General features: G+C 73.3%; 12 protein-coding genes. 10 read left to right on the top strand and 2 right to left on the bottom strand.

The features are described from left to right. Positions 1-9: 9 nt before the first annotated feature. From ABT122_RS06560 to ABT122_RS06535, 6 genes are all read left to right on the top strand, one after another. Positions 10-1,185, top strand: coding sequence for an ABC transporter ATP-binding protein (locus tag ABT122_RS06560; protein WP_351546326.1), 1,176 nt, complete (start codon positions 10-12; stop codon positions 1,183-1,185). Beyond that, the gene (locus ABT122_RS06555) at positions 1,182-2,126 is read left to right on the top strand and encodes an ABC transporter permease (RefSeq protein WP_351546323.1); all 945 of its coding nucleotides are present in this window, start codon (positions 1,182-1,184) and stop codon (positions 2,124-2,126) included. Before ABT122_RS06560 ends, ABT122_RS06555 begins: the two co-directional genes overlap by 4 nt. Positions 2,127-2,134: 8 nt before the next feature. Then, positions 2,135-2,932: an ABC transporter permease gene (locus tag ABT122_RS06550; protein WP_502976108.1), complete on the top strand. Its 798-nt coding sequence runs from the start codon at positions 2,135-2,137 to the stop codon at positions 2,930-2,932. 63 nt (positions 2,933-2,995) lie between these two features. Continuing rightward, positions 2,996-4,408, top strand: coding sequence for an NAD(P)/FAD-dependent oxidoreductase (locus tag ABT122_RS06545; RefSeq protein WP_351546317.1), 1,413 nt, complete (start codon positions 2,996-2,998; stop codon positions 4,406-4,408). Between the two features lie 204 nt (positions 4,409-4,612). Next, complete coding sequence (locus tag ABT122_RS06540) at positions 4,613-5,074, top strand: hypothetical protein (protein WP_351546314.1); 462 nt, start codon at positions 4,613-4,615, stop codon at positions 5,072-5,074. A gap of 295 nt (positions 5,075-5,369) precedes the next feature. Continuing rightward, positions 5,370-7,121 (top strand): chitinase, encoded by a 1,752-nt coding sequence (locus ABT122_RS06535; RefSeq protein WP_351546532.1) that lies wholly within the window; start codon positions 5,370-5,372, stop codon positions 7,119-7,121. Here the strand turns inward: ABT122_RS06535 and ABT122_RS06530 are convergent. After that, on the bottom strand, positions 7,106-7,969 hold the full coding sequence (locus tag ABT122_RS06530) for a phosphatase PAP2 family protein (protein ID WP_351546312.1): 864 nt from the start codon (positions 7,967-7,969) through the stop codon (positions 7,106-7,108). The two genes, ABT122_RS06535 and ABT122_RS06530, sit on opposite strands and share 16 nt — an antisense overlap. Before the next feature lie 196 nt (positions 7,970-8,165). After that, positions 8,166-9,500, bottom strand: coding sequence for a 4-aminobutyrate--2-oxoglutarate transaminase (gene gabT, locus ABT122_RS06525; RefSeq protein WP_351546309.1), 1,335 nt, complete (start codon positions 9,498-9,500; stop codon positions 8,166-8,168). A 435-nt stretch (positions 9,501-9,935) separates the two neighbouring features. Between gabT and ABT122_RS06520 the strand changes: the two genes are divergently transcribed. The 4 genes from ABT122_RS06520 (at position 9,936) to ABT122_RS06505 (ending at position 17,924) form a co-directional block, all read left to right on the top strand. After that, on the top strand, positions 9,936-12,140 hold the full coding sequence (locus ABT122_RS06520) for an ATP-binding protein (protein WP_351546306.1): 2,205 nt from the start codon (positions 9,936-9,938) through the stop codon (positions 12,138-12,140). A gap of 181 nt (positions 12,141-12,321) precedes the next feature. Beyond that, a complete protein-coding gene (locus ABT122_RS06515; protein WP_351546304.1) occupies positions 12,322-13,893 on the top strand; it encodes a PucR family transcriptional regulator in 1,572 nt (523 codons plus the stop codon). Between the two features lie 318 nt (positions 13,894-14,211). Then, on the top strand, positions 14,212-15,657 hold the full coding sequence (locus ABT122_RS06510) for an aldehyde dehydrogenase family protein (protein ID WP_351546301.1): 1,446 nt from the start codon (positions 14,212-14,214) through the stop codon (positions 15,655-15,657). Between the two features lie 320 nt (positions 15,658-15,977). Then, a complete protein-coding gene (locus ABT122_RS06505) occupies positions 15,978-17,924 on the top strand; it encodes an acyl-CoA dehydrogenase family protein (RefSeq protein ID WP_351546299.1) in 1,947 nt (648 codons plus the stop codon). Positions 17,925-18,032 lie beyond the last annotated feature (108 nt).

Genomic DNA, 18,032 nt, shown 5'->3' with positions numbered 1-18,032 from the left:
CCGCGACCCATGACCGACACCACAGCGGGCGGCGATGTCCGCCTCTCCGGGATCAGCAAGACCTACGGCCGCTCCGTCACCGCCGTCCACCCGCTGGACCTGACCGTCCCGCAGGGCACCTTCTTCGCGCTGCTCGGCGCCTCCGGCTGCGGCAAGACCACCACCCTGCGGATGATCGCCGGACTGGAGGACCCCACCACCGGCTCCATCCTCCTCGGCGACCGCGATGTCACCCGGCTGCCGCCGCACCGGCGGCCCGTCAACACCGTCTTCCAGAGCTACGCGCTCTTCCCGCACCTGAGCATCCACGAGAATGTCGCCTTCGGGCTGCGCCGCCGCGGCATCCGGTCGGTGCGCAAGCAGGTCGGCGAGATGCTCGACCTGGTGCAGCTCGGGGAGCTGGCGGCCCGCCGTCCCCACCAGCTCTCCGGCGGCCAGCAGCAGCGCGTCGCCGTCGCCCGGGCGCTCATCAACCACCCCCGGGTGCTGCTGCTCGACGAACCCCTCGGCGCGCTCGACCTCAAACTGCGCCGGCAGATGCAACTGGAGCTCAAGCGCATCCAGACCGAGGTCGGCATCACCTTCGTCCATGTCACCCACGACCAGGAGGAGGCCATGACGATGGCCGACACGGTCGCGGTGATGAACGGCGGCCGGGTCGAGCAGCTCGGCGCGCCCGCCGAGCTGTACGAGAACCCCCGGACCACCTTTGTCGCCAACTTCCTGGGCACCTCCAACCTCATCGCGGCAGGGGTCGTTTCGGTCTCCGGCGGCGAGGTCGTGGTGAGCGCGGCCGGTGCCCGGCTCCGGCTCCCGGCCGGCCGCTGCGCCACCGCCCCGGTCACCGGCGGCAGGCTGCTGGCCGGAATCCGCCCGGAGAAGATATCCCTGGTCCCCGCCGCCGACGCGGACTCGGTGCCGGCGGGGAGGAACCGTCTCACCGGAACCATCGCCGCCGCCGGCTTCATCGGAGTCTCCACGCAGTATGTCATCGACAGCCCGGTCTGCCCGGACCTGGAGGTGTACGTCCAGAACATCGAGCGGGACCCCCGGCTGGTGCCCGGCGCCGAGGTCGTCCTCCACTGGAACCCCGAGCACGGCTTCGGGCTCGACGCCGGGCAGCCCATCGACGCGGGTGTGGAGACGATCGGCGCGGACGCGGAGACGGTGGGGGACCCGGCATGACCACCACCGCGCCCGCTCCCGCCCCCGGAGCCCCGCCCGGCCCGCCGCCCCCGGCCCCCGCGGTCCACCGGCCGTCCGCCCGCCGCCGGCTCGTGCCCTACTGGCTGCTGCTGCCCGGCATCCTCTGGCTGCTGGTCTTCTTCGCGCTCCCGCTGGTCTACCAGGCCTCGACCTCCGTGCAGACCGGGTCCCTGGAAGAGGGCTTCACCGTCACCTGGCACTTCCGGACGTACGCGGACGCGCTGGCCGACTACTGGCCGCACTTCGTCCGCTCGGTGCTGTACGCGGGCACCGCGACGGCCCTGTGTCTGCTGCTCGGCTACCCGCTGGCGTATCTGATCGCCTTCAGGGCGGGCCGCTGGCGCCATCTGCTGCTCGTGCTGGTCATCGCGCCGTTCTTCACCAGCTTCCTGATCCGCACCCTCGCCTGGAAGACGATCCTCGCGGACAGCGGCCCGGTGGTGGAGGTCCTCGGCGCCGTCGGCTTCCTGGACGTCACCAACTGGCTCGGTCTGACCGACGGAACCCGGGTGCTCGCCACCCCGCTGGCCGTGGTCACCGGTCTGACGTACAACTTCCTCCCCTTCATGGTGCTGCCGCTCTACACCTCGCTGGAGCGGATCGACCCCCGGCTCCACGAGGCGGCGGGCGATCTCTACGCCGGGCCCGCCACCACCTTCCGCAAGGTGACCTTCCCGCTGTCGATGCCGGGCGTGGTCTCCGGCACCCTGCTGACCTTCATCCCGGCGAGCGGTGACTACGTCAACGCCGAACTCCTCGGCTCCACGGACACCAAGATGGTCGGCAATGTCATCCAGTCGCAGTTCCTGCGGGTGCTCGACTATCCCACCGCCGCCGCGCTGTCATTCCTTCTCATGGCCGTTGTGCTCATCATGGTCACCGTCTACATCCGGCGGGCCGGAACGGAGGATCTGCTCTGATGGCTCCGATGGCATGGCTCAAGCGCAATGCCGTGGTCCTCGCGGGACTGCTGACGCTCGCCTATCTGATACTGCCGAACATCGTCGTGATGGTGTTCTCCTTCAACCGCCCCGCCGGAAAGTTCAACTACTCCTGGCGGGAATTCTCCACCGACGCCTGGCGCGACCCGTGCGGCGTCCCCGACCTCTGCGGCTCCCTCGCGCTCTCGCTCCGGATCGCCCTCTGGGCCACGATCGGGGCCACGGTGCTCGGGGTGATGATCGCCTTCGCGCTGGTCCGCTACCGGTTCCGGGCGCGCGGCGCGGTCAACGCGCTGATCTTCCTCCCGATGGCGATGCCGGAGGTGGTCATGGCCGCCTCGCTGCTCACGCTCTTCCTCAATCTCGGCGCCGAACTCGGATTCTGGACTGTTCTCATCGCGCACACCATGTTCTGCCTCAGCTTCGTGGTGGTGGCGGTCAAGGCGCGGGTGCTCTCCATGGACCCCCGTCTGGAGGAGGCCGCCCGCGATCTCTACGCGGGGCCGGCGCAGACCTTTCTGCGGGTGACCCTGCCGATAGCCGCCCCCGGAATCGCGGCGGGCGCGCTGCTCGCCTTCGCGCTCTCCTTCGACGATTTCATCATCACCAATTTCACCTCCGGCACCGCCGTCACCTTCCCCATGTTCGTCTGGGGTTCGGCCCAGCGGGGCACCCCCGTCCAGATCAATGTCATCGGCACGGCGATGTTCCTCATCGCGGTGCTCGTGGTGGTCGCCGGGCAGTTCGTCGCCGGCCGCCGGAAGAAGGCCGCCACGTCCGGGTGACGGACCGCCGGGCCCGTCCCGCCGGCCGCGCGGCACATCCCAGTACGCCGAGGAGTGGAAACCATGGCCCGAGCCGCCATGTCCTTTGCCCCGTCCCTGTCCGATGTCCAGCCCCTGTGCTTCTGGCTGGACGACCCCGCGAAGCCCGCAGCCGAGCCCGCGCTCACCGCCGACGAGGAGTGCGACCTGCTGGTGATCGGCGGCGGCTACAGCGGGCTGTGGACCGCGCTGCTCGCCAAGGAGCGGGACCCGGACCGCGAGGTCGTCCTCATCGAGGGCCGGGAGACCGGCTGGGCCGCTTCGGGCCGCAACGGCGGCTTCTGCGCCGCCTCGCTCACCCACGGCCTGGGCAACGGCCTCGCCCGCTGGCCCGGGGAGATCGCCACCCTGGAGCGGCTCGGCGAGGAGAACCTCGACGCCATCGAGGCCGCCGTCACCACCCACGGCCTGGAGTGCGACTTCGAGCGCACCGGCGGCATCGACGTCGCCACCGAGCCGCACCACATGACGGAACTGGCCGAACTGCGCCGACAGGCCGGGGCGGCGGGCTTCGCCGGGCTCCGGCTCCTCGACCGGGACGCCGTGCGCGCCGAGGTGGACTCCCCGACCTTCCTCGGCGGCCTCTGGGACCCGCGCGGCACCGCGCTGCTCAACCCGGCCCGGCTGACCTGGGGGCTCAAGCGCGCCGCGCTCCGTCTCGGCGTGCGCGTCCATGAGAACACCCCGGCCCTGGAGCTGGCGTCGGCCGGGGCCCGGATGGCCGTCCGCACCCCCTGGGGCCGGGTCTTCGCCCGCCGGGTCGCGCTGGGCACCAATGTCTTTCCCTCGCTGGTCAGACGGGTGCGCCCGTACACCGTCCCGGTCTACGACTACGCCCTGACGACCGAGCCGCTGACCGCCGCCCAGCTCGCCTCCATCGGCTGGAGCGGCCGGCAGGGGCTCGGCGACGCCGCCAACCGGTTCCACTACTTCCGGCTGACCGCCGACAACCGCGTCCTGTGGGGCGGCTATGACGCGATCTACCCCTACGGGGGCCGGCTCAGCGCGGAGCTGGACCACCGCCCCGAGACCTACCTCCGGCTCGCCCAGCACTTCTTCCGCTGCTTCCCCCAGCTGGAAGGGGTGCGTTTCAGCCATGCCTGGGGCGGTGCCATCGACACCTGCTCCCGCTTCTCGGCGTTCTTCGGCACGGCGCACGGCGGCCGGGTCGCCTACGCCGCGGGCTATACGGGGCTGGGTGTCGGCGCCACCCGGTTCGGCGCGGAGGTCATGCTCGATCTGCTCGCGGGGGAGCGCACCGAGCGCACCGCGCTGGAGATGGTGCGCACCAAGCCGCTGCCCTTCCCGCCCGAGCCGGTCGCCTGGGCCGGGATCGGGCTCACCAAGTGGTCGCTGGCCAGGGCGGACGAGCGGGGTGGCCACCGCAACGCGTGGCTGCGGACGATGGACCGGATGGGTCTGGGCTTCGACAGCTGAGCCCCCGCGCCCGGCCCCGGAGCGGGCCCTGCCCCCGGGGTCCGCTCCGGGCCCCGGGCCGCCGTGATCATGTCGTGACCCAGTTCACTACCAAGGAGTAGCGAAACCCGCGTCATACCCCGTGCCCACCTCTGTCTCCCTGTGCGGGGGCGCATCCGGCGCCCCTGGACAAACCGGATGGAAACGAAGGACGGAGGCCGGGCGATGACTGGCTCGGGGGCCAAAACAGCGGTGGAGTGGCTGGTGTCGGTGGCACCGGACCCGGACGCCTGCCGGTGGGAGTGGGAGCGCAATCCGTACGGGATCGCACTGCTGCCCGCCGGCCGGCGCTGGGACGTACTGATCCTGCCCGCACGGCTGGGCCACCCCACGCTCGATGTACTGAACCGGCTGACCGGCCGGCCGGGGCCGGTGCTCGCGGACTCCGGCGACACCCGTGTCGCCTTCCTCGTGCCGCCGGGCACGGCCGGGCGCTGGATCGCCACCGGGGTCCGCGGCGCGGGCGACGGCACCTGGATCGTCGTCCCGTACCCCGGCCGGCCGGCCGGCGGCGGGGTCCGCTGGCTGATCGCGCCGGACGGCTCCGGGACCCTCACCGAACCGGCGCTGCTGGAGGCGGCGATGCACGAGGCGACGGCGATCCTGGCGCGCGGCGAGGACGGGTGAAGGACCGGACTCCGGCGGGAGCCGCTGCCCCCGCAGCGGCTCCCGCCGGAGTCCGGAGGACCCGGAGCCGGGTGCGGGCTCTGCCGCAACCCTTGACAAGCCCATTGGTCTGGACCAAATTATGCGCGCTCCCACTTCCATCCCCCCATGTACGGAGGCAGTTGTGGAACGCACCAGAGAACGAGGCCGCGGCCGGGCCAGAGACAGCACACCGGGCCGCGCCCCCCGCCGGCCCGGCGCCCGCGCCCGGCTCCGCACCCGATGGGTCGCCGCCCTCTCGGCCGGACTCCTCGCCATCGGCGGGCTCGTCGCCACCGCGACCACCGCCCGGGCCGCCGACAGCGAACTCGCCACCAACGGAGGCTTCGAGGCGGGCCTCACCGGCTGGACCTGCTCGGCGGGGAGCGGAGCCGCCGTCACCACCCCGGTCCACGGCGGCACCTCGGCGCTCAAGGCCACCCCGTCCGGCGGCGACAACGCCAAGTGCGGCCAGACCGTCACCGTCCGGCCCAACTCCCAGTACACCCTGAGCGGCTGGGTCCAGGGCGGCTACGCCTACCTCGGGGCCTCCGGCACCGGGACCACCGATGTCTACGCCTGGACCCCCTCGGCGCCCTCCTGGCAGAAGCTCTCCACCACCTTCCGTACCGGCGCCTCCACCACCTCGGTGACCGTCTACACCCACGGCTGGTACGGCACCTCCGCCTACCACGCCGACGACATCTCCGTCTTCGGCCCCGGTGGCGACCCCGTCCAGATTCCCGCCGCGCCGACCGGCCTCGCCGCCGGATCGCCCGGTTCCACCTCCGTACCGCTGAACTGGAACGCCTCGTCCGGGGCCACCGGCTACCACGTCTACCAGGGCGCCAACAAGGTCGCCTCGGTCAGCGGCACCTCGGCCACCGTCACCGGGCTGACCCCCCTGACCTCGTACACCTTCCAGGTCACCGCGGCCAACAGCGCCGGGGAGTCGCCCAAGTCGGCGGCGGTGAGCGCCACCACCACCAGCGGAGGCGACCCGGGCGGCGGACTTCCGCCGCACGCCCTCGTCGGCTATCTGCACACCAGCTTCGCCAACGGCTCCGGCTACACCCGGATGGCCGACGTCCCCGACTCCTGGGACGTCATCAACCTGGCCTTCGGCGAACCCACCTCCGTCACCTCGGGCGATATCCGCTTCGGCCTCTGCCCGGTGACCGAGTGCCCGAACGTCGAGTCCACCGCCGACTTCAAGGCCGCCCTCAAGGCCAAACAGGCGGCGGGCAAGAAGGTGCTGATCTCGATCGGAGGCCAGAACGGCCAGGTCCAGCTCGCCACCACCGCCGCCCGTGACCTCTTCGTCTCCTCCGTCTCGAAGATCATCGACGAGTACGGGCTCAACGGGCTGGACATCGACTTCGAGGGCCACTCCCTCTCCCTCAACAACGGGGACACCGACTTCCGCTCGCCGACCACCCCGGTCATCGTCAATCTGATCTCCGCGGTCAAGACCCTCAAGGCGAAGTACGGCAAGGACTTCATCCTGACCATGGCGCCGGAGACCTTCTTCGTCCAGCTGGGCTACCAGTTCTACGGCTCCGGCCCCTGGGGCGGCCAGGACCCGCGCGCCGGATCGTATCTCCCGGTCATCCACGCCCTGCGGGACGACCTCAGCCTGCTCCACGTCCAGCACTACAACTCGGGCCCGATCATGGGTCTGGACAACCAGTACCACACCATGGGCTCCGCGGACTTCCACATCGCGATGGCCGACATGATGCTCACCGGCTTCCCCGTCGCGGGCAACCAGTCCCGGGTCTTCCCGCCGCTCCGCCCCGAGCAGGTCGCGATCGGACTCCCGGCCTCCACCCAGGCGGCGGGCGGCCACACCGCGCCCGCCGAGGTGAACAAGGCGCTCGACTGCCTCACCAAGAAGACCAACTGCGGCTCCTACCAGACCCACGGCACCTGGCCCGCCCTGCGCGGCCTGATGACCTGGTCGATCAACTGGGACCGCTACAACCAGTGGCAGTTCTCGCGCAATTTCGACGCCTACACCTGGAGCTGACCCCCAGCGGGCCGGCTCCCAGCGGGCCGGCTCCCAGCGGGCCGGCTCCCAACGGGCCGGCTCCCGCCCCGGCGGCGGCACAGGGACAGCAGTACGCCGCCGAGGCACAGGCTGCCGAGCACATCCAGCGGCCAGTGGTAGCCGCGCAGCACCAGACCGGTGCCCGTCGCCAGGGTCAGCACCCCGGCGGCGGGCACCGTCCATCGGAACCCCCGGTACGGGGCGAGCAGCAGCGCGGCGCCGCCGTAGGCCACCATCGCCGTCGCCGTGTGCCCCGAGGGGTAGTAGCCGGTGGCCTCGGTCAGCGGGCCCGGCCGGTCGATCAGCGCCTTCAGCGGGACGACCAGCGCGGGCACGGCGGCCATCGCGAGTACGACGCGCAGCGCGTCGTACCTCCGGGTGCCGCCGTCCCGCACCAGGGTGTACGCCAGAGACGCGGCCAGCACCGGCAGCGCCACCGCCAGGCCGCCGAGGTCGGCGAGCAGCTCCGTCAGCGGCCGGGGGCCGCGCCCGGCGATCGCGTGCTCGATCCGCTCGTCGAGGGAGCGCAGCGGTCCGCCCGCCGCGACCTGCCAGGTGATCAGCGCGAAGAGCAGCGCGCACAGCGCCGGCGGCAGAAGACGCCAAAAGGCCGGCCGCCTCGGAACAGGGGGGGTGGTTCCGAGGCAGCCGGCCTGACCGGGCCGCCGCGCGCCCCGGGGGGTTTGGGGCGTGCGGCCATCCGATCGGTGAGGAGTTCCGGAGCCCGAAGCTCCGGTGGTGTGCGCGAAGGCACGACCGGCACAGCGCTGGGGAAGCCCTGGTCCGGCTCCGCTCGCAGTCCCCTGCGAGCGAGGTGTTTCTCTCATCTGCAGAAACCGTACGGCAGGGAGAGGGGGGACCGACAGCCGGATCTCCATCCCGCCATCGGCCCCCCACACTCTCTTCACAGGTCGCGACCGTTCCGCCTGGTCGGCGACCGCCTTGTCCGGATCACCCGAACGCCATCCGAACGGGGGTACGGCCCCGCCCGGAGCGCTCCACGGCCGCCGGCCCCGGCACCGGTCAGAGAGCCGCGAACGCCTCCTCCAGGATGTCCAGGCCCTCGTTCAGCAGCTCCTCGCCGATCACCAGCGGCGGCAGGAAGCGCAGCACATTGCCGTAGGTGCCGCAGGTCAGGACCAGCAGCCCGGCGGCGTGGCACGCCTTGGCGAGCGCCGCGGCCGACGCCGCGTCCGGCTCCTTGGTCCCCCGGTCCTTCACCAGCTCGATCGCGATCATCGCGCCCCGGCCCCGGATGTCGCCGATGATGCCGAACTTCTCCTGCATCGCGGTGAGCCGCGCCTTCATGACCTCCTCGATACGCTTCGCGCGCGCGTTGAGGTCCAGCTCCCTCATGGTCTCGATCGCCCCGAGCGCCCCCGCGCACGCCACCGGGTTGCCGCCGTACGTACCGCCCAGGCCGCCGGCGTGCGCCGCGTCCATGATCTCGGCGCGGCCGGTGACGGCGGCGAGCGGCAGACCGCCCGCGATGCCCTTCGCGGTGGTGATCAGATCCGGCACCACGCCCTCGTCCTCACAGGCGAACCACTGGCCGGTCCGGCAGAAACCGGACTGGATCTCGTCGGCGACGAAGACGATCCCGTTCTCCTCGGCGAACCGCGCGATGGCCGGGAGGAAGCCCTTCGCGGGCTCGATGAAGCCGCCCTCGCCGAGCACCGGCTCGATGATGATCGCGGCGACGTTCTCCGCGCCGATCTGCTTGCTGATCTGATCGATGGCCTGCGCCGACGCCTCGGCCCCGGCATTCTCCGCCCCGGTCGGCCAGCGGTAGCCGTACGCCACCGGCACCCGGTAGACCTCGGGCGCGAACGGCCCGAAGCCCTGCTTGTACGGCATGTTCTTCGCCGTCAGCGCCATCGTGAGGTTGGTCCGGCCGTGGTAGCCGTGGTCGAAGACGACGACCGCCTGGCGCCTGGTGTGCGCGCGAGCGATCTTCACGGCGTTCTCGACCGCCTCGGCGCCCGAGTTGAACAGCGCCGACTTCTTCGCGTGGTCGCCGGGGGTGAGCTCGGCGAGCGCCTCGGCGACCTCGACGTACCCTTCGTACGGCGTCACCATGAAGCAGGTGTGCGTGAAGTCCGCGAGCTGCGCGGACGCCCGCCGCACCACGGCCTCGGCGCTCGCCCCGACACTGGTCACGGCGATGCCGGAGCCGAAGTCGATGAGCCGGTTGCCGTCGACGTCCTCGATGATCCCGCCACCGGCCCGAGCGGTGAACACGGGCAGCACGGACCCCACACCGGCGGCGACCACCGCGGCCCGGCGGGCCTGGAGCTCGATCGACTTCGGTCCGGGAATGGCGGTGACGACGCGGCGCTCCTGCGGGATCGCGGTCATGAGGGGCTCCTGGGGTGCTCGGGCTGGGCTGTTCGGACTGGAGTGTTGCGGGGGGATCGGGTGACCGGGGTGACCGGGGTGATCGGGTCGGCGTGACCGGGTGATCGGGCCGGGCCGGTCGGTCGGGCTGATCGGGCCGGTCGGTCGGGCTGGGCTCTTCGGCCCGGTGGGGTGGGACTGTGTGTTCTCCCTGCGCAGGCTAGGGGTGGGGGAGGGGGGTGGGCATGCGCCGTTCGGGAGTGTTGGGGGTGGGGGGTTGTCCGTGCCGGACATAGGCGGGGGTTCGGGGGCCGGATACTCGCCCCGGAGGTGCGTGGTGCCGCGCCGCGCGGGCACCGGAAGGGCTCCGGACCGGTGAATCGGTGAACTACCCCCACCGGGGCACTAGATTGACGGTGCACAGAGCGGGCCTGGCTGGTCAGGGGGCAGTGGTAGATGGATTCCGAAGACACATTCGACGCAGGCGGCTCACGGTCCCGTCCCGGGCCACCGCCCCCTGCCGGATGGCCGGCGAACCCCGCGGGCCCGCCCGGCCCGACGCCCCCGCCCCCCGCCCTCCCCCCGCACGCGCCCACCCGCACGACCGGCTCCGCCTCCGTGCCCCGGCCCGCCGGCCCGCCGGGCCGGCCCGCGATTCCCGCCGTACCGGGCCACGCGCCCCTCACCCGCCCCGCCGTGCTCGACTGGCTGCGCACCCCCCGCCCGGCCGCCGCCCCCGGCATCTGGCGGTTCGGCCATCGCCCCCGCCCCGAGGAGGAGCCCGATCTCGTGCCCGCGGGCCGGCTCTTCGCGGGCGCGATCATCTCCCTGCTCGCCGGCTGGCTCCTCTGGTCCCTTCTGTACAACGGCTACCTCGGCCACTACTGGGTCTGGCCCCTCCTCGTGCTGACCCCGGAGGAGTGGCAGGCCGACAACCCACCCCTCTTCGCCGCGGCCAGCTACACCTACTTCGCCCTTGTCGGCGGCGGGATGCTGGTGTTCTTCGCCCGGCTCGGCCAGGTGCCCGAGATCTGGCGCCGCTACGTCCGCCGCGAGGGACGGCCGGTCGCACCGCCGCCCCCACCCCCGGGAGCCGACCCCGCCGAGTGGCCCGAGCTGCACGCCGCCGGGCTCGCGGACGCCGCGCACGCCCTGGCCGGGGCCACCCGCACCGGCGCGCTCGGTGATGTGGACTACGCCAGGATTCGGCGCGCCTGGCAGACCGTCCAGGCCCGGCCCGACCTGCTCGCCGGTTTCACCGACACGGTCCGCAGACACGGCCCGGCCGCCTGCGCCCACCCGTCGGGCCTGCGCGATCTGCCCGTCCGGCTCGCCAGCCACGACCTGGTGACCGGGCAGGTCAGGATCGGCACCGCCGCCGACGACCCGCGCAACCCTTACGCCCGCCGCACCACCGGCGTCGCCCTCGACCCCTCCCTGCTCGGGACCTCGCTGCTCGCCGTCGGGCCGTCCGGGTCGGGGAAGAGTGTGCGGCTCGTGCGGCCGGTGGTCGAGTCGTTGTGCCTGCTGGCGCTGGCCAACCGGGCCGCCGTGGTCGCGGTGGGGGCGCAGGGGGCCGGGATCGCGCCGGATGAGGCGTTCGACCTGGTGATTTCCGTCGGGCGGGCCGACTCCACCCACGACCTGGACCTGTACGGCGGCGCCGACGACCCCGACGAGGCGGCCCGGATCGTCGCCGAGGCACTCGTCGGCGATCTCGCCGACAGCCGGCGCGCCGCCACCGCGCTGGCCCAGCTGATCGGGCCGTACCGCGGTGTGCACGGCCACTTCCCCGGCGTACCGGAGCTGCGTGAACTCCTCGGCGGCGCGCCCGCCGCCCTCGCCGCGCTGCGGGCCGCGCTCCTGGCCCGGGGCGCCCCCGAGGACGCCGCGCAACTGCGCGAGCTGGACGCCAGGGAGCGCCAGTCCGCCCGCTCCGACGACATCGGCGTCCTCCTCGCCGAGCGGATCGCCTTCCTCGACCGGCCCGCCTTCGCCCGCTTCTTCCGCGCCGACGGCGCCGGCCGCCCCTTCTCCCTGCGCGCCATCGAGCACCCGCTCAGGGTCCGGATCGACCTGCCCGAGCGCGGCCACGCCGAGGCGTCCCGGATTCTCGCCCGGCTGATCCTCGCCCAGTTCACCGAGGCCGCCCTCGGCCGCCGCGACCGCTCCCTGTTCGCCGCGCTCGTCCTGGACGACGCCACCTCCACCGTCACCGCCGACGCCGTGCGCGCCGTGCAGCGGCTGCGCTCCGTCAACGCGGGAGTCCTTCTCGCTCTGCGCACCCTGGAGGACGTGCCCGAGCCGCTGCGCGGGCCGCTGCTCGGCGCCGTCGGGTGCCGGATGGCCTTCGCCGGGCTCGCGCCCTGGGACGGCAACCGGTTCGCCGAGACCTGGGGCACCGAGTGGGTGCAGACCCGCGATGTCACCAACCGGCAGATCATCTCCGACGAGCCGCTCACCAAGGCCATGCACCTGATGCGCCGCCTGGCCACCGGGAAGGCCGTCACCGCCGAGGCGGTCACCGTCCGGGACGTCGAGCGTGCCCGCTGGTCCGCCTCCGACCTCGCCCACCTGGTGCCCGCCGGGCACGCGGTGCTCTCGCTGACCTCCGTACGGGGCGAGCACGCGCCGCCCCTGCTCGTGGACCTGAGGACCTGAGGACCCGGGGCCCGGGGGCTGGGACCCGGGGGCCCGGCATCAGGGCCCGCCGACGGGATTGCGCCGGGTATGCCCCGGACTGCCTGCTACGAGCTGGCAGAATCGGGGCACGCCGTTCATACGGGACGGCGCGGTCCCGGATCTCGCCCGCGCGCGGTCCCGACGCTCTCTGAAGGGTCCCATGCCGCTCACGCTCGCCTCCCTCGTCCAGCACTCGGCGCTCAAGCTCACCGTGCGCGCCGGGGAAGGGCGGCTGGAGACCCCTGTGCGCTGGGCGCACGTCAGCGAGCTGGCCGACCCGGTCCCGTACATGGAGGGCGGCGAACTCCTCCTCGTCACCGCGTCGACGCTGGACGCCGAGGACCCCGAGGCCATGCGCCGCTATGTGCGCAGACTGGCCGGCGCGGGTGTCGTCGGGCTCGGCTTCGGGATCGGTGTGTACTACGAGGACATTCCGCCGGCTCTTCTCGACGCCGCCCGCGAGGCGGACTTCCCCCTGCTCGCCGTGCCGCGCCGGACCCCTTTCCTCGCCATCAGCAAAGCCGTGTCGGCGGCGCTCGCCGCGGAGACCTACCGGTCGGTGACGGCCGGATTCGAGGCACAGCGCGAGCTGACCCGGGCGGCGCTCGCCGACGGCCCGGCCGGGGTCGTCGGCCGGCTGGCCGCCACCGTCGACGGCTGGGCGGCGCTGTACGACGCCTCGGGCGCGGTCGTCGCCGCGTCCCCGGAGTGGGCCGGGCGCCGGGCCGCCCGGCTCACCGCCGACGTGGAGCGGCTGCGGGAGCGCCCGGCCCCCGCGAGCGCCGTGGTCGCCGGCACCGGGGAGGACCGGGTGGAGCTCCAGTCCCTGGGCAGCGGACGCCGGGTGCGCGGCGCGCTCGCCGTGGGCACGGGCGCGGCCCTGGGCACCGCCGAGCGGTACGCGGTGCACTCCGCCGTCGCCCTGCTCACCCTCTCCACCGCCCGCTCGCGCTCCCTCCAGGAGGCGGAGGCGCGGCTCGGCGCCGCGGTGCTGCGGATGCTGCTCTCGGGCCGCCCGGACCACGCCCGCGCCGCCGCCGGGGACCTCTACGGCACCCTGCTGGACAACCCCTTCCGGCTGCTGATCGCGGAACCGGCGGGCGAGGCGGCCGCACAGCAGGCCGGGTCCTCCGTCGCGGCTCTCGCGGAGCTGCTGGAGTCGGCCGCCGCCCGTGCCGGGGAGGCCGTGCTCCTCGTCCCGGACAACGGGGAGCGCCTGGTGGTGCTCGCCGCCGACGCGGGCGCCGTGCTGGCCGCCTGCACCGCCGCGTACGGGGCGGGGGAGGCCGAGGAGGCCGGACTCGTCATCGGGCTCTCCGCACCCGCCGGACCGGTCGCGGTGGCCGCCGCGTACAAACAGTCCGAGCAGGCCCTCTCGGTCGCCCGCCGGCGCGGCCGTGCCCTGGTCGAGCAGGAGGAGCTGGCCGCGGGCTCCCTCCTTCCCCTTCTCGCCGACGACGCCGTCCGGGCCTTCGCGGACGGCATGCTGCGCGCGCTCCACGAGCACGACGCGAAGGGCCGCGGCGATCTGGTGGCCTCGCTGCGGGCCTGGCTCTCCCGGCACGGGCAGTGGGACGCCGCCGCCGCGGACCTCGGGGTCCACCGCCACACCCTGCGCTACCGCATGCGGCGGGTCGAGGAGATCCTCGGCCGGTCGCTGGACGATCCGGATGTCCGGATGGAGCTGTGGCTCGCCCTGAAGTCGACCACGGAGGCCGACCCGTCCCTCTGAACGGTTCGGTCGGGGGTGGCCGGGGTGGCCCGCCCCGGACCGCCCCGCGCCCCGACCGCCCGCGTCCACCTCGCGCCCGTGCCCCGGCCGCCCGCGCCTGGACCGCCCCGCGCCCCGACCGCCCGCGTCCACCTCGCGCCCGCGCCCCGGCCGCCCGCGCCTGGACCGCCCCGCGCCCCGACCGCCCCCGCCGTCCCCCGACGGACGCGCCAATGCGTCGGAGAAGCGACCCCCACCACTCCACCCCGGACAAGCCTCGAAGTGCCCCGGCGGTCCTACCGTGGTCGGACGCACCCCCTATCTCGGAAGGGCCGGGACATGACCTCCACCCACGCCTTCTGGCTCGCCGGCCGCCAGGCCACCGGCGAGACCTCCTTCGATGTCACCAACTCGTGGGACGGACGTCTCGTCGGCACGGTCTCCATCCCGACCGAGGACCAGGTCGAGGAGGCCGTCGCCGCCGCGCACGCCGTGCGCGAGGAGTTCGCCGCCACCCCGGCCCATGTCCGCGCCGCGGCCCTCGACCATGTCTCCCGGCGCCTCCTGGAGCGCACCGAGGAGATCGCCCGGCTGATCTCCGCCGAGAACGGCAAGCCCGTCAAGTGGGCGCGCGGCGAGGTCGGCCGCGCCGTCTCGGTCTTCCGCTTCGCCGCCGAGGAGGCCCGCCGCTTCAACGGGGGCGAGGCCCAGCGCCTGGACACCGACGCCGGCGGCACCGGGCGGCTCGCCCTGACCCGGCGCATCCCCAAGGGCGTGGTCCTCGGCATCGCGCCGTTCAACTTCCCGCTCAACCTCAGCGCCCACAAGGTGGCCCCGGCCATCGCCGTCGGCGCGCCCATCATCCTCAAGCCCGCCCCGGCCACCCCGCTCTCCTCGCTGGTCCTGGGCGAGCTGCTCGCCGAGACCGATCTGCCGGCCGGCTCCTGGTCCGTGCTGACGGTCCCCAACGACCGGATGCCCGCCCTGGTCCAGGACGAGCGCCTCCCGGTGATCTCCTTCACCGGCTCCGGCCCGGTCGGTTACGCGATCATGGACTCGGTCCCCCGCAAGCACTGCACCCTGGAGCTGGGCGGCAACGGCGCCGCCGTCGTCCTGTCCGACTGGGCGTCCGAGCAGGACCTGGACTGGGCGGCGAGCCGGATCGCCACCTTCTCCAACTATCAGGGCGGCCAGTCCTGCATCTCCGTCCAGCGGGTGATCGCCGACACCTCCGTGTACGACCGGCTGCTGCCGAGGATCGTCGCCGCCGTGGAGGCCCAGGTCACCGGCGACCCCTCCGACGACGCCACCGATGTCGGCCCGCTGGTCAGCGAGGACGCGGCGCGGCGCGTCGAGTCCTGGGTGGACGAGGCGGTCACCGCCGGCGCGAAGCTGCTCACCGGAGGCGTCCGTACCGGCTCCAGCTACGCGCCCACCGTCCTCACCGAGGTCCCGGCCGGCACCGATGTCGCCTGCGAGGAGATCTTCGGCCCGGTCCTCACGGTCACCCGGGTGGACGGCGAGGCCGAGGCGTTCGCCGCCGTCAACGACTCCAAGTACGGCCTCCAGGCGGGTGTCTTCACCCACGACCTGCGGACCGCCTTCCGGGCCCACCGGGCGCTGGAGGTCGGCGGCGTGATCATCGGCGATGTGCCGTCCTACCGGGCCGACCAGATGCCGTACGGCGGGGCCAAGCAGTCCGGCGTCGGCCGGGAGGGCGTCGCCTACGCGATGGACGACTACACCTATGAGCGCGTGCTGGTCCTCACCGGACTCGCGCTGTAGGACGGCCGCGCGGCTGTCGGGCCGTACGGACGGGAACGGACGGGAACGAGCCGGGCCGGACCGAGCCGGACCGGACCGAGCCGGGCCGGACCACACCGGACCCGGAACGGCGTGCGGACCGCGGCCGGAGCCCACTGTGCGGGGGCTCCGGCCGCGGTCCGTTCCGGGCCCGGTCCGCTCCGGGTGCGGCGGGCGCTCGCCCGACTGCCCCCGGCAGACTGGTGGGAGCCCGCGGAATCGGGTACTACGGACGGGTAGCACCAGTCGGTAGGAGACCGGCTCCCCACTCCCGATTCCCGACTCGCGGCGAGGTGGACCTCATGACCGCACCACTGGAGAAGGACCGTCCCCCCAAGGTCACCGAGCAGGAGGCACGGCAGGTCGCCGAGGCCGCGCGCGAGCAGGACTGGCGCAGGCCCAGCTTCGCCAAGGAACTCTTCCTGGGCCGCTTCCGGCTCGATCTGATCCATCCGCACCCGCTGCCCGCGGCCGAGGACACCCAGCGCGGCGAGGAGTTCCTCGCCAGGCTCCGCGAATTCTGCGAGACCCGCGTCGACGGCGCCCGCATCGAGCGCGAGGACCGCATCCCCGACGAGGTGATCAACGGTCTCAGGGAGATCGGCGCGCTCGGGATGAAGATCGACATCAAGTACGGCGGCCTGGGCCTCACCCAGGTGTACTACAACAGGGCGCTCGCCCTGGCCGGCACCGCCAGCCCCGCGATCGGCGCCCTGCTCTCCGCCCACCAGTCCATCGGCGTACCGCAGCCGCTCAAGACCTTCGGCACCGAGGAGCAGAAGGACACCTTTCTGCCCCGGCTGGCCCGTACCGACATCTCGGCCTTCCTCCTCACCGAGCCCGATGTCGGCTCGGACCCCGCGCGCCTGGCCACCACGGCCGTGCCCGACGGCGACGACTACGTCCTGGACGGCGTCAAGCTGTGGACGACCAACGGTGTCGTCGCCGACCTCCTGGTGGTCATGGCCCGGGTCCCGGCGTCGGAGGGCCACCGGGGCGGCATCACCGCCTTCGTGGTCGAGGCCGGGAGCGAGGGCATCACCGTCGAGCACCGCAACACCTTCATGGGCCTGCGCGGACTGGAGAACGGCGTCACCCGCTTCCACGGGGTCCGGGTCCCGGCCGCCAACCGGATCGGAGCGGAGGGCGCGGGGCTCAAGATCGCCCTGACCACCCTCAACACCGGGCGGCTCTCCCTCCCCGCCATGTGTGTCGGCGCGGGCAAATGGTGTCTGAAGATCGCCCGTGAGTGGTCGGCGGAACGGGAGCAGTGGGGCAAACCGGTCGCCCGGCACGAGGCCGTCGGAGCGAAGATCTCCTTCATCGCGGCGACCACCTTCGCCCTGGAGGCCGTGCTCGACCTCTCCTCCCAGATGGCCGACGAGGACCGCAACGACATCCGGATCGAGGCGGCGCTCGCCAAGCTCTACGGCTCCGAGATGGCCTGGCTGATGGCGGACGAGCTGGTGCAGATCCGCGGCGGACGCGGCTTCGAGACCGCCGACTCGCTGGCCGCGCGCGGCGAGCGCGCCGTACCGGCCGAGCAGATGCTGCGCGATCTGCGCATCAACCGGATCTTCGAGGGCTCCACCGAGATCATGCATCTGCTGATCGCCCGCGAGGCCGTCGACGCCCACCTCAAGGTCGCCGGTGACCTCATCGACCCGGAGAAGTCCCTCGGCGACAAGGCGCGGGCGGGGGCGCAGGCCACCGCGTTCTACGCCCGCTGGCTCCCGAGGCTGGTCGCGGGCCCGGGCGGACTGCCGGGCTCGTACGGCGAGTTCCATCCGGCCGGCCACCCGGATCTCGCCGGGCATCTGCGCTATGTCGAGCGCTCGGCCCGCAAGCTCGCCCGGTCCACCTTCTACGCCATGTCCCGCTGGCAGGGGCGGATGGAGACCAAGCAGGGGTTCCTCGGGCGGATCGTGGACATCGGCGCGGAGCTGTTCGCGATGAGCGCCGCCTGTGTCCGCGCGGAGCTGCTGCGCACCGGCGAGGGGCACGGCCGTGAGGCCTATCAACTGGCGGACGTCTTCTGCCGGCAGGCCCGGATCAGGGTCGAGGAGCTGTTCGGCCGGCTGTGGAACAACACCGACGACATCGACGGCAGGGTGGTGGACGGGGTGCTCTCCGGGCGGTACGCCTGGCTGGAGGAGGGGATCGTCGACCCCAGCGGCGAGGGCCCCTGGATCGGGGACGCCACTCCCGGCCCCTCCGGCCGGGAGAACGTCCACCGCCCGATCCGCTGAGGCGGCGCGCCGTCCGTGAGCCGGACCCCGTGCGTGGGCGGGTCCCGCGCACGGGCGGGTCACAGGCGCGGGGCCCGGGTCACGGGCGCGGGGCCCGGGTCACGGGCG

Source organism: Streptomyces sp. NPDC001985, assembly GCF_040296845.1.
Taxonomy (GTDB): Bacteria; Actinomycetota; Actinomycetes; order Streptomycetales; family Streptomycetaceae; genus Streptomyces.
This window is presented reverse-complemented; position numbering and strand designations above follow the sequence as displayed.

Excerpts from the sequence above, each read along its gene's own strand:
- ABT122_RS06560 (WP_351546326.1), top strand. The coding sequence starts at position 10 with ATGACCGACACCACAGCGGGCGGCGATGTCCGCCTCTCCGGGATCAGC.
- ABT122_RS06555 (WP_351546323.1), top strand. The coding sequence starts at position 1,182 with ATGACCACCACCGCGCCCGCTCCCGCCCCCGGAGCCCCGCCCGGCCCG.
- ABT122_RS06550 (WP_502976108.1), top strand. The coding sequence starts at position 2,135 with ATGGCATGGCTCAAGCGCAATGCCGTGGTCCTCGCGGGACTGCTGACG.
- ABT122_RS06545 (WP_351546317.1), top strand. The coding sequence starts at position 2,996 with ATGGCCCGAGCCGCCATGTCCTTTGCCCCGTCCCTGTCCGATGTCCAG.
- ABT122_RS06540 (WP_351546314.1), top strand. The coding sequence starts at position 4,613 with ATGACTGGCTCGGGGGCCAAAACAGCGGTGGAGTGGCTGGTGTCGGTG.
- ABT122_RS06530 (WP_351546312.1), bottom strand. The coding sequence starts at position 7,969 with ATGAGAGAAACACCTCGCTCGCAGGGGACTGCGAGCGGAGCCGGACCA.
- gabT (WP_351546309.1), bottom strand. The coding sequence starts at position 9,500 with ATGACCGCGATCCCGCAGGAGCGCCGCGTCGTCACCGCCATTCCCGGA.
- ABT122_RS06520 (WP_351546306.1), top strand. The coding sequence starts at position 9,936 with ATGGATTCCGAAGACACATTCGACGCAGGCGGCTCACGGTCCCGTCCC.
- ABT122_RS06515 (WP_351546304.1), top strand. The coding sequence starts at position 12,322 with ATGCCGCTCACGCTCGCCTCCCTCGTCCAGCACTCGGCGCTCAAGCTC.
- ABT122_RS06510 (WP_351546301.1), top strand. The coding sequence starts at position 14,212 with ATGACCTCCACCCACGCCTTCTGGCTCGCCGGCCGCCAGGCCACCGGC.
- ABT122_RS06505 (WP_351546299.1), top strand. The coding sequence starts at position 15,978 with ATGACCGCACCACTGGAGAAGGACCGTCCCCCCAAGGTCACCGAGCAG.